General features: G+C 33.1%; 14 protein-coding genes and 1 riboswitch. Of the genes, 1 reads left to right on the forward strand and 13 read right to left on the reverse strand.

What is annotated here, in order from left to right:
• Nucleotides 1-187: 187 nt before the first annotated feature.
• The 8 genes from LPC09_RS16230 to LPC09_RS16265 form a co-directional block, all read right to left on the reverse strand.
• Nucleotides 188-781: a genetic competence negative regulator gene (locus LPC09_RS16230; protein ID WP_231307793.1), complete on the reverse strand. Its 594-nt coding sequence runs from the start codon at nt 779-781 to the stop codon at nt 188-190.
• Nucleotides 782-898: 117 nt separating this feature from the next.
• Nucleotides 899-1,831: a MerR family transcriptional regulator gene (locus tag LPC09_RS16235; protein WP_231307794.1), complete on the reverse strand. Its 933-nt coding sequence runs from the start codon at nt 1,829-1,831 to the stop codon at nt 899-901.
• A gap of 172 nt (nt 1,832-2,003) precedes the next feature.
• The gene (locus LPC09_RS16240; protein WP_231307795.1) at nt 2,004-2,717 is read right to left on the reverse strand and encodes a metallophosphoesterase; all 714 of its coding nucleotides are present in this window, start codon (nt 2,715-2,717) and stop codon (nt 2,004-2,006) included.
• A gap of 163 nt (nt 2,718-2,880) precedes the next feature.
• Nucleotides 2,881-3,348, reverse strand: coding sequence for a YpbF family protein (locus LPC09_RS16245; RefSeq protein ID WP_231307796.1), 468 nt, complete (start codon nt 3,346-3,348; stop codon nt 2,881-2,883).
• Between the two features lie 73 nt (nt 3,349-3,421).
• The gene (locus LPC09_RS16250) at nt 3,422-4,078 is read right to left on the reverse strand and encodes a LysM peptidoglycan-binding domain-containing protein (RefSeq protein ID WP_231307797.1); all 657 of its coding nucleotides are present in this window, start codon (nt 4,076-4,078) and stop codon (nt 3,422-3,424) included.
• Nucleotides 4,075-4,668 (reverse strand): CPBP family intramembrane glutamic endopeptidase, encoded by a 594-nt coding sequence (locus LPC09_RS16255; protein WP_231307798.1) that lies wholly within the window; start codon nt 4,666-4,668, stop codon nt 4,075-4,077. Before LPC09_RS16255 ends, LPC09_RS16250 begins: the two co-directional genes overlap by 4 nt.
• A 3-nt stretch (nt 4,669-4,671) precedes the next feature.
• A complete protein-coding gene (locus LPC09_RS16260; RefSeq protein ID WP_231307799.1) occupies nt 4,672-6,141 on the reverse strand; it encodes a RecQ family ATP-dependent DNA helicase in 1,470 nt (489 codons plus the stop codon).
• 5 nt (nt 6,142-6,146) lie between these two features.
• Nucleotides 6,147-7,220, reverse strand: a complete 1,074-nt coding sequence (locus LPC09_RS16265; RefSeq protein WP_231307800.1) for a YpbB family protein — start codon at nt 7,218-7,220, stop codon at nt 6,147-6,149.
• Nucleotides 7,221-7,499: 279 nt separating this feature from the next.
• On the opposite strand from LPC09_RS16265, the gene LPC09_RS16270 reads away from it, so the two are divergent.
• Complete coding sequence (locus LPC09_RS16270; RefSeq protein ID WP_098796186.1) at nt 7,500-7,748, forward strand: ferredoxin; 249 nt, start codon at nt 7,500-7,502, stop codon at nt 7,746-7,748.
• A 41-nt stretch (nt 7,749-7,789) separates the two neighbouring features.
• Here LPC09_RS16270 and LPC09_RS16275 read toward each other — a convergent pair whose 3' ends face one another.
• From LPC09_RS16275 to LPC09_RS16295, 5 genes are all read right to left on the reverse strand, one after another.
• Nucleotides 7,790-8,377, reverse strand: coding sequence for an ECF transporter S component (locus LPC09_RS16275; protein WP_231307801.1), 588 nt, complete (start codon nt 8,375-8,377; stop codon nt 7,790-7,792).
• Between the two features lie 194 nt (nt 8,378-8,571).
• A riboswitch (FMN riboswitch) is annotated at nt 8,572-8,707 on the reverse strand.
• A gap of 76 nt (nt 8,708-8,783) precedes the next feature.
• Nucleotides 8,784-9,641, reverse strand: coding sequence for an amidohydrolase family protein (locus tag LPC09_RS16280; protein ID WP_231307802.1), 858 nt, complete (start codon nt 9,639-9,641; stop codon nt 8,784-8,786).
• 54 nt (nt 9,642-9,695) lie between these two features.
• A complete protein-coding gene (gene fucU, locus LPC09_RS16285; RefSeq protein WP_231307803.1) occupies nt 9,696-10,124 on the reverse strand; it encodes an L-fucose mutarotase in 429 nt (142 codons plus the stop codon).
• 52 nt (nt 10,125-10,176) lie between these two features.
• On the reverse strand, nt 10,177-11,190 hold the full coding sequence (locus tag LPC09_RS16290; protein WP_231307804.1) for a zinc-binding alcohol dehydrogenase family protein: 1,014 nt from the start codon (nt 11,188-11,190) through the stop codon (nt 10,177-10,179).
• 48 nt (nt 11,191-11,238) lie between these two features.
• Nucleotides 11,239-12,144 carry an aldo/keto reductase gene (locus LPC09_RS16295; RefSeq protein ID WP_231307805.1) on the reverse strand — a complete coding sequence of 302 codons (906 nt, stop codon included), beginning with the start codon at nt 12,142-12,144 and terminating at the stop codon, nt 11,239-11,241.
• Between the last annotated feature and the right edge of the window lie 222 nt (nt 12,145-12,366).

Below are 12,366 nucleotides of genomic sequence, written 5' to 3' on the forward strand. Positions count from 1 at the left end.
ACGTTTACTTCACTTGTTATTTTTAATTCATCCTAATTAAATTAAAGACGTTCTTATCGTTTGTTATTTGAATTATTTCATACAACAAATAAGAAAAAGAGGTGACTTTAGCTAGCAGCCTTTCACAATGACTGTCAGCATAAACTCACCTATATCTTCATAACTTATTATAAAAAGTTATGAATCTCTATTTATTTAACCAAAAGTGGTTGTAAATTTGCTCAATGGCATTATTTTGCATAATTTTTTTTCCATACTCTTTTAATCTATGGACCGTCAAAGTTGATGGACTTCCATACTCTGCTAAGATAGCTACTAAATCATCAATATTCATAGGCTGATCGTCACTTAATAACAAGTAATATCTTTCTTGAAAATAAACGACCATTCCATCTAAGATGTCTTGGTGGTATAAATAATGTGATAACTGAATAATAGCTTCAAATGACTCAAATTCATAAATAACATCGAAGCTTTCATCCACCTTCACTTGCATCTCAATATAATCGTCTGAAAAGTCATCTTCTAGATCATCAGCATCTTTGGAATTTGTAACTATAATAACCATCCCTTGAGCATGAAGTGAATACACCTCAACAGCGATTGGTCCATGCGCCTCAAAGCCCAGCTCAACACTAGCTTCATTCATCATATCTCTAAATAATTGATGGACTTTTAATGAGTCTTTCCAGAGATCTTCTTTAGTTAAACCTCTGTCTCGTAAGTCATCTGTAGTTAAAAAAATTTTTATTTTATCATAGTTTAGTCGCTCTAGCCGCATCCCATACCCTCCTGCCGTGAGACCGCTCAATATACAATCATTGTATGATTTACATACGAGATGGTTCTAATATTTTTTAACAGTTTACACTCTTCAGCAGATTTAGACAAGAAATAACTACTGATTTTTCATACCCAATTTATCCTTTAACCAAGCTTCCCATTGTTGTTTATTTTCTCCAAGTAAAAAGCATTCGTAAGGTTCAAGTATTTGCGGAGTTACTTTAGAGAACGCTTTTCCTCCTATTCCAATTTGCAAGTTATTATATTTTAAAGAAAGCTCATCTACTAGCTCCAAAGTTTTTTTTACATTTCTGACTAAAGTGCAAGATAAGAACAAAAATTCAGGCTTTACTTCATTTAAAACAATATCAATATCTCCTTCAGCGATACTTGCTCCTAAGTAGATAACTTCAAAACCCTTCCTTCTTAAAAATAATGTAAAGATTAAAAGACCTAATTCATGTGATTCTTCCGGTCCGCATACCCCTATTACTTTAGGTAACAAACCATCTACAGGTAATGTATGCAAAATCATCCCTATACGGGAACGTAAGAATGAAGATGCAAAGTGTTCATGTGCTGAAGTTATCTTTCCATTTTCCCATTTGTCTCCAATTTTCACTAACAAAGTACCTAATATCTCGATTACTACTTTATCAACTGAATATATACTGAATGCCTTATTTAGAAGATCATGTGCTTTGCTTTCATCAAATCTTAGGAGAGCATAAAGTAATTCATCCATTAAATCTTCTGAGTAATCAACCTGTTCTCCATCTGTTTTCAACTCAACTTGTTCGTCGTTAATCGATGCTTGGTTCGTTTCTAATAAATTAACCGCTTGACTTATCGTAAAGCCCTTATCAACTTTTGCAATAAGCCACTTTAAGATTTTTATATGCTCATCTGTATATAATCGGTGACCTGAGTCATTCCTTATAGGTGCAATCATATTGTATCTTCGTTCCCAAGCTCGTAATGTTCCTGCTTGAATTCCAAGCATTTTTGAAACTGCCTTTATATTATATTTGCCTTCATAATTCGACATGGTAAATCCCCCAATATGTACTTATATAGAAATTATATAAGATAGATCAATTTGTGTAAACTTTGTATAACAAATGAATAAACCATGCTTAATCACAGCATGGTTTAGTAAAGGTAAAGATAATCGAATCTCATATTCTCTAAAATTTATGGATTTTCACATCTGTATTATTCTAATTCGATGTTAAAACTATATAATTTGCCTCAGCCGGTGCTCCTAATCGTAAAGGTAAAGAAGTTGTACCATACCCATTGCTTACTAATAAATATGAGTTTTCAAGGTTGTGTAATTTTCCTTTTTCATGTAAACCTAGTCCGAAAAACCTTATTTGTCCTCCATGAGTATGCCCACTTAAAATGATAGAAATACCATCTTTTGGACCGATTTTTTTGTAAATGTCAGGGTTGTGGCTTACTAAAATTTTAAAATCAGAGGGTGATGTATGTTCTAAGGCATGATGTAATTTGTCTCTTCTTTTACTAGTATCCTCTACCCCTACTAAGACAATCTTCTCTCCATTTGCCGAGGTGAAAGATGTTGAAGTATTGTTAAGGAATACAATATTATTTTTAAAAAGCAGATTTTCCAGCTCATTTTTTCCTACTTCATAATCATTATTACCAAACACAAAAAAAGTAGGACCCAATTTTCTTAGCAATTTAATATTTCCCTCAACTCTAGAAAACGGAACTCCTGATTCTGTCAAGTCTCCGCCTATAATGACAAGATCAACTTTATCTGGTATTTTTTCCAATAAACGTGAAGAAATTGTTCTTTTATGAATATCTGAAATAAAAAAAATTGAAAGTGATCCAACACTTTTAGGAAAATCATTAAATACTATATGATGCTTTGTTAAATGATTTTTTCGAGCCTCTATATACATGAAAAGTAACAACACAAAAGAACATAATAAAAATAAACTGACTATGATTAATAACAGTTCAATCACCTCTACATAAAAGAAACTCTTTTCTTATAAGAAAAACTTATACTTGTGATAGTATAACAAAAAAACCCTTCCTTTCCAAAATAGAAAGAAGGGCCATTTACTTGCTTTCATGAAACAAGTTTATATCAAATTCTGATTTCATCATTTTATAAACTTCGTGTCTGCTTTGCCATTGAGTTGGTTGCGGCCATAGTTCAGAACTTTTCCTAATAACTTCACATCTTAAATTTTGATATTCGGTTTCTGCTTTATCTTCCTTTTTCTTAAAATATTGCGCTGTTGCATAACCACCGACAATGAGTAAGATCAAAAAGATATGCATTTCGCCGTCAAATAATAAGTGAAAGAAAGCATCAGCCTGGCCGCCAGTTGGTTTAATAATAAACACATAAAGGTACGCTATAAAACCCATTAACAAAATGAAAGTGATAAACTGTGCTCGAAAACACTTGACTTTATACTTTTCAAATTTTCTTTTTTTCTCAACTAAACTGTCAAGCATTTGTTTTGTTGGCTCGTCAGTATGATTCTTTAACTGCTGAATTTTTATTTCAATCGTGGTCACGCCCTCTCATCCACAATACATTTCGATTAATACATTGTATGAGGTCGTCCACAACGTTATGAAAGCAAATATGCTACTTAATAGGGATTTTTAATACCTGTCCTTCATAAATTTCATTCCCCGTTATTCCATTATAGGTACGGATAATTTCCATCCCAGCTTTACTGTTGTAATATTCAATTGCAATAGTAAATAATGTTTCACCAGATGTTACTTTATGTGTTTTGATTTCCTTATACTCTTCAACACCAGTTTCTTCGCTGTTCGTTTGTAAAGTATCCTCAGTTATTTGATCTTCTTGGCCAACTTTTGCTTCATTCTCACTGCTAGAAGTATTAGTTGATACCACTTCTTCACTCTCTAGATCTGAAGAATCTTGTTCTTCAACAGTTGAGTCGCTACTATTTACTTCCTCTGATTCATTAGTAGACTCCTGCCCATTTGAAATAAACACTGTATCTACCCCAACAACTTGATCACCTTGAGTTATTTGAGCATTTTTCCCATTAAAATATACGTTCATAGATAGAATGAAAATAGGTAGTAGAATAAAAAACAAAGCTAAAAGTCTAATAACAGGATATTTCATTTTCACCTTAGCTTTTGTCGACTTCTGCCCTTTATGAACTTCACTCCGGGGCGGATAATCTCCATGCTCTTGTTTATATTCATCAATCATTTTCGTCCGTAAGCCCTCTGCTTGATCTGACTGTCTTTTTTGGTCGTTCATCTATTCTTTCCCCCTCTTACAAATTGCCATCTAATTTGAATAGCAAAGACTAGATCAATTAAGTAATGAGCCAATATGGTTGTAAAAAGGTTAGCTGTTAATTCATAAACATATCCTAATAAAATACTTATAGAAATAACCATTAAAAATAATAGCCATTTCGAGAGGTATCGAAAATGTAGCACCGCAAAAATAATACTAGCGGCCCATAAACCCACATGCGTTTGGATGACTCCTCTAAATAATATTTCTTCTGATATCGCTATAACTGCAGTAAGAAAAAAGATATGTGGTATAGATCTTTTCTCAAAGATCTTCTCATTAATACCACCATCATCAACTAAATCTTTAGGTGCCAATTTAAACACACTAAAATCTACAATGATTACCAATAAAGCTGTTCCGACTCCAAATAAAATAAAATCATAGTTTCTAATATGGAAAAGCCCAAAAAATTCTTGTACATTATCAAAGAGAAAAAAACCTAAAATAACGGAAACACCAATAAGGAGAAATTGTGTGAAATATAAATTTTGTACGATTTGCTTGTCTGTTAATTGATTAATTAATTCATTTTGTTTCTTAAACAAATTTTATTCACTCACCTTGCAAAAGATCAGCCTTAATTCTTCTTCCCAACTTCTATCTTTCTCTTTTATTTCAAGGATAGCCTCCCGTTTATATAACTCATAATCTATTCCACATACGTCACAGCAATTTGTTTGTTTATTATCATATGTTTCATTGAAGTATGAAAGTAAATTTTTTCTTCTACATGTTTCTCCGGCCAGCCACTTGGACATATCTGTTAGTTTTCCATGCTTTAGAGCTACCCTTTTCTCTATTTCCTGCCAAATTATAGCTATTAAGTTTTCAGGTGGAACAGAAAGTGTTCGATGCTTATAAAAAGCATTCTCAACATAACGCGATTGAGTTTCAGTTAAACCAAAAAGCTGCTGAATTTGTTCAATAGTTACTTTTTCATTTTGGAACATATAATGAATTGTTTGATTTAAGGCATCATAACTTGGAAATTCCGACTCAACGAGTGACTTCGGTATTTCATAGTCTGCATCTGTAACTAATGTAATGGCAACACTGTTTTTACCATCGCGGCCTGCCCTACCTATTTCCTGCATATAAGATTCTAATTGTGAGGGAAAATGAAAATGAAGGACAAATCTTATATTTTGTTTATTAATCCCCATCCCGAACGCATTCGTACAACAAACAATCTGTAATTGATCATATAGAAACTGCTGTTGAATTAGAATCCTCTGCTCTTGCTCCATTCCCCCATGATAGTAGGCAACATCTGTTAATCCTGAATCAATTAGTAGCTGTGCTACCTTTTCTGTCCATAATCTACTAGAGCAATAAATAATTCCCGGCCCCTTTAAAGTGCGGACCAAATGGTGTACACGATCAATTTTTTCTTCTAATGAATAGCATCTTTCCACTGAGATTCCAATGTTAGGTCGATTTATAGAAAAAATAAATGTTTTAAAATCTGCATCAAATCGAAGAATATGATAGATATCCTCTAAAACCTCTTTTGTCGCTGTAGCCGTTAACGCTAAACAAGGAGGATTTAAAAGTTCTTCTTTTATTTCACCAAGCTTGGAATAATCTGGTCTAAAATCATGTCCCCATTGAGAAATACAATGTGCTTCATCAACTACAAACAGAGATATTCCAGCATGTCTTAAAGCATTTAATACATAGTCATATTGAAGAATTTCTGGAGAAACATAAATATAGCGATATTTTCTTAATTCTTGTAGAACTTGCCTTCTTTTTAGGAGTGAAATTGTACTATTAAGGGCAACAACTCTTTTTTCTCCTCTTTTCTTGATTTGCTCCACCTGATCTTCCATTAAAGAAAGCAAAGGAGAGACGATCAATATTGGCCCTTTTAGAAAATAACCTGGAAGTTGATAACACAACGACTTCCCGCCACCTGTCGGGAGCATAGCAACTACATCATTGCCTTGAAGAACTGCATCGATAATTTCTCTCTGGCCTTCGCGAAAGTGTTGTAATTGAAAGTGGGACTGTAACACATGTTCTAGACTTTGGATGTTTCTCCCCTCCCAATGAGCGCATAAGTAAGTCTAATTTGAAAGTAACTGTATTCGTTATTTAAAAATTCTCTCACTTTTTTTAACTGATGTGTTTTTAGCTTTGTAATAGCTCCCATTATTTTGTTGTAATCTTCCTCATTCAAAAATGGTGTTGGGATATACTGTTGATCATGTAATGTAATCTCAACAATATGGTCTTCAATTGTACTTTGCTTAAGTCTTCTAACTGTAGCAATTTCAGCAGGATCCAATCCTTGCAGCAAATAAGACCTGGTTATTTTCGTTGAAGAGGTAAACCCTTCAATATGCCATTTATCTTGTATTATTTCGTTTAATAACAAATATTTATCTTTGTTAGTTTGAAGAGACTGAATGATGGAATGAACAACATTCCAAAATAATAAGTATGTGTAAATGGAATCCTCATCATGCTTATATGCTATCTGTTCAAAAGTTAATCCAATTTTTTGACTCGATGTTAATCTTTGAACAAAAATAGTGGCATCCTTGCTTAATTGTGTATTTAATATATCCTTAAGTTCTTTATACAAGCAATTCGTTAGCTCATTATTGGAACGATCTTGCTGTTTCAGGAATATTTTGACCCACTGTAAGTCTTCTTGATTTTTGGTTACAGGTAAGTAGTCTTTTTTTTCATAAGTATAATTTGATAATACTTGAACGAGAAGAGAAAGCCTCCTCCAAAAGACTCTTCCAATATCTCCATAATTCCAACCATTTAATTGCTCAGGAATTGGTTTATTCCCGATACTTTCTTTTAAAAATTCTTTTCCTTCAATTGTTAATTTACACTTATTATCAGGAAGCTGCTCAATCAATCCCTGTTTTAGAAGAGCATTCCATGTTTCATCGCTTTGTATTCTTGATAACTTCGGAAATAAGCTAAAAAGGAAAGTAACATTAAAAAGTTTGCCATCTTGAATTGTTTGTGAAGATTTTTTCCCATTAAGTAAATGATAAATAGCGGAGACAGTTCTTTCTCCATTAAATTGCTCTAAGCAATAGAGCATGACAGTATGGAAATAATCTAGCTTCATTATACCACCCTACAATGTTTGACAATATTCGATTTCCTTTTTTATTTTAACAAATTTATGGACTTTCGTTTAGAAATTAATCAATTTATTCTCATGATAAGTAAGAAACTTAGCGATGAGAACGATTATCAAAAGAGTTTTTTATTGAAATGTCAAAAAAACCGTTTTACAATACAAGATAGGCGTAACAGAGAAAATGAAGTTTTTCGATTTAAGAATCACTCATTTTATCAGTTCTACCATATAATATGGTATGATTTTTATCAGGAGGTTTGTTTAATGGCAAAATATACAATAGTTGACAAGGATACATGCATTGCATGTGGAGCTTGTGGAGCGGCTGCACCAGACATTTATGATTACGATGATGAAGGTATCGCATTTGTTACCTTAGATGATAACCAAGGGGTTGTTGAAGTACCTGAAGCCCTTGAAGAAGATATGATGGATGCTTTCGAAGGTTGCCCAACAGATTCAATCAAAATTGCTGATGAAAAATTTGATGGCGATGCTTTAAAATTTGAATAATAATGAAGAACCCCTCTTAGGTAAAGAGGGGTTTTTTATCTTTATATTGATCTTGTATTGAATTGCAATTGGTTGGTTAACCATAATTTTAGCCTTGAAGTAATAAGAAGTAATATCAAGGTCATAAGTATCCCCTTTATTAAATTAAACGGCATAATTGATGCAACAACAAGTTGTTTAGTTGCCTCAGCAGTCATAGCCGGTGAATTTAAAAACAGTGTATAAGCAGGCATAATTACATAATAATTTAAGACGCTCATAACAATTGTCATAAGTAACGTCCCAATAACTAGTCCTATCAAAAGACCCTTTATTGATTTATAACGTCTAAACATGTACGAGGAGGGTAATATAAATAAAGCCCCCGCTATAAAATTAGCTACCTGACCAACAGGTACACCTGTAGCACTCCCTTGAATTAGGTAATGTAAGACGTTTTTTATCGCTTCAACCATTAAGCCAGCTGCTGGTCCAAAAACGATTGCTGCAATTAATGCAGGAGCATCACTAAAATCGATTTGCAAAAAGACCGGAAATCCTGGAAATGGAAAATCAAGCATCATAAGCACATATGCTATACTGCTTAACATCCCGACTGTCACATGCTTTCTTACCTTACTTTGATTCATTTTACTTCTCTCCCTTTTCTGATCGCACCCGAAAAAGAAGAAGCTCTTAGACTTCGATTTTTGATAAGTTTCTTCCAAAAAAACTCATCAAAAAACCCTGACAATAATGATTCTTTTAAAATCATTATCAATCAGGGCGTTTTTTTGAAAAGTCTAAATAAACGTTTAAAAACTAATTCTTTAAACGTTTGAACCTCCATCTTCTCACATCCAGACTATACTGTCGGCTCTGGAGTCGCACCAGATCCTGCCACTATTACGGCTCGCGGACTTAGAAATACATATTTCATCACCGCCGGTCGGGAATTGCACCCTGCCCCGAAGATTGATCATATTATTTTTTTATACGTATTTATTATATAAGGAAATGAAATATATGTATAGAAGAATGATTTATACAATTTTCTTAATATATCCTTCCCTCATTATCATTTATTTCTAAGTTATAAAATGTTGCACAATTCCCCCCAAGTACTCTTTCTTTTATTTCAGAAGGAAATCTTTCAAGATAACGTATAACAATATTCATTGTTGTCTGATAATCACTGCTAACGGTACAAACAGGCCAATCAGAACCAATCATTACTCTTTTTGAACCAAATGATTCAAAAATATGGTCAAGATAAGGGTAAAAGTCTGTCTCTTTCCAGTTCAACCAATCTGCCTCCGTTACCATACCTGATAATTTACAGTACACATTGCCATAAGAAGCAAGAGTTGTAACATCTTCAGCCCAACCTTTTATGACCTGATTTTTTATATCTGGTTTTGCAAGATGATCCAGGACAAATTTTTGATTAGGAAATTTTTCTACTAATTGGATGGCATTAGGAATATGCTTGGGGAAAATTAATAAATCATAGGTTAAGCCGTAAATTGAAAGTAATTCTATGCCTTTTTGAAAGTGCTTTCTTAGTATAAATTTGTCATCAAGTTCATCATGTAAAACATGGCGAACTCCTTTAAAATATGGATTTTTTGCATACATTTCTAATTGATGTTGTAGAGAAGTGGAACATAGATCCACCCACCCTACTACCCCCTTAACTATATCGCTCTTTTCTGCAAGATCTAAAAGAAACTCATTTTCCTCTAAACACTGCCTAGCTTGAACAGCGATACATCCATCAAAATTTAATTTCTTTATAGCTGGTTCTAAATCTTTTGGAAAAAATGACCTTCTTAACTGGCACATTTCATTTGAAATCCAACTATATTCCAACTCATTATATTCCCAGAAATGCTGGTGTGAATCGATACGCATTTTAAACCTCCATATTTTTTTACTCTATCTTATGATTGTTTTACTTGACTCTAATCAGCCTAATACTCCCTTTTTCAAAATCATATTTGCATACAAAGCCTTTTCTCCAGTTGCTACAATAGCGTAAGCAGTTTTTGCTCGTTCATAAAAAGCAAATCGTTCCATCATTTCTATATTTACTGGTTCACCGTTCTTTTCATTTATTATCTTTTTATATTCTTCCCAAATTGTTGGCTTAACCGAATCTCCTGGCGTAACAGCCATAAGAGCTACTGGTTTGTCAACATAGCTATCTAATGGATATAATTGTAAAATCGCAGTTAATAACTCGGGAATACCATGACCATCACATCTTATTAATTTTTTACTATGGCTCGCCGAAGGGAAATTCCCGTCGGCAATGACTATTTCATCACTATGTCCCATCTCCATTAACACTTTTAATAGCTCTGGTGATAAAATACTTGGAATACCTTTTAACATGATTAAATACCTCCATGATCTGTATTTTTATATCTTAATATTTTACAAAAAGCTATAATTCTACCAATGCTTTAATTACTCTAGATTCTGGTAGTAACCAACTTTCAAATAAATCTACCATTTTATCAAATGTGCAACGATGGCTTATAAATTCATCTGCATTTATCTCGCCTGATTTTAAGACATCTAATACATATTCAAAATCTTCTCTAGTTGCGTTTCGACTCCCCATAAGAGTTAATTCTTTCTTATGAAAATCAGGGTCAGAAAATGTTATGTCACCCTTTACCAACCCAACATATACTAATCTTCCACCATGGGCCACATAGTTAAAAGATTTTGTCATTGAATACAAATTCCCAGTTGCATCGTATACGACTGTTGGGTATTCACCATCTGTTAATTCGAAAAGCCTTTCAAGCGGATTATTGAGTCCATTAACCGTATGATCTACTTTTGCCCATCTTTTACAAAACCCTAGTCTTTCTTCATTAATGTCCATCGCTATTACATTGGCACCTTTCTGTTTGGCAAATTTCATAACTCCTAAACCGATTGGTCCAGCACCAATTACTAAAGCATTTTCACCTTTTACAATCGATGACCGATTTACTGCATGAGCACCTATACTTAGTGGCTCAATAAGTGCAGCTAAATCTAATGAAATATCATTTACTTTAACTAAATGATCAGTAGGAATCGAAACACTTTCACACATGCCCCCGTCTATATGAACACCAAAAACTTTCATATTTGTACAACAGTTTGTTTTTGAATTTTTACAAGCTATACAATTCCCACATTCGAGATACGGAATTACTGTAACTTGATCTCCCTTGACCAAACCTTCTTGGTTTACTCCAATTTCTTCTATAATTCCAGACAATTCATGTCCTAACACTCTTGGATATGTAAAATATGGTTGATTCCCTTTATACGCATGTAAGTCTGTTCCACAGATTCCAATTCTGCGTATTTTTACTAATGCTTCACCGTCTTTAAATTCTGGATTATCTAGGGTAATCATCTTAAGTTCATTTGGTTGTTCACACACAATTCCTTTCAAAGTAGCTTCTCCCCTTTTATTCATTAAATTAATATAAAAACTCCAACTCTACCATGTTTGGTTATGTATTGGAGCAAGTATTTTTAATACTTCTTCCAAAAGTTTTTGATCGATTGGTTCTGATGCCCACCGTATATTTTTAGCAATATTATCTGAACTTGCAGTACTTACTAGTGTTGTTGGAATCACTTTATTAGAAACTGAAAATTGTATTGCTAATTTGGCAATATCTTCTCCGTTTTCTCTACAAAATGTTGCCGCTTTATTACATAATTGTTTGATTTCTTCACTAGCAGGATGCCAAGATGGAACACCTTTATTTGTTAACAACCCCATTGAAAGAGGTGAAGCATTTATTAACCCGACTTTCCTTTCTTCAAGTAAAGGTGTAATATCTAGTAAAGAAGTATCGTTTAATGAGTAGTGACAATATGAGAGAATAACATCTAAATTTGTCTGTTCGAGAGTTTTATTGAAGATATCCAAAGGTAAACCAGAGACCCCAAAATAACGTATTTTCCCCTCTTTTTTTAGTTTCTGTAATGTAGGAATTCCTTCTTCTACTATTTGGTTAAAAGAACCAAACTCAATATCGTGTAATAATAAAACGTCAACATAATCTGTTTTTAACCTTTTTAAGCTTTCTTCCAAACTTTCAGTAATATGGTCACCTGAAAAATCAAATTCACTATCTCCAAACCTTCCTGCTTTTGTAGAAAGGAAAAATTTCTCACGCTGAATACCCTGAATAGCCCTTCCAAGAACAGTTTCCGCTTTTGTTAATCCATAATATGGCGATACATCAATAAGATTAATTCCCATATCTATTGCCGTATGAACTGTACGAATTCCTTCCTCTTCATTTATCTCTCGAAAGACAGAGCCTAAAGAAGATGCACCAAAACTTAAATTTGATACCTTCAAGTCAGTGTTACCGATTTTCCGATAATCCATTTTCATCTCTCCTAAATCTGTATTAGTTTTTCATTAATTTTCCATAGATTTTTTTGGTGAATTTGTTGCGTATTAGGTAGGTTGATTGAAAAATTATCTTTTATGTTTTACAAATATGAGTAGAACTTAGAGGTGATTTTAATAGTAGACTTAGTAAATTGAAGAGAAATATAGTAATTGAGAATTTTAATTATATTAGAAACACAATCAAATAATAGACTG

Source organism: Metabacillus sp. B2-18 (assembly GCF_021117275.1).
Lineage (GTDB): Bacteria > Bacillota > Bacilli > Bacillales > Bacillaceae > Metabacillus.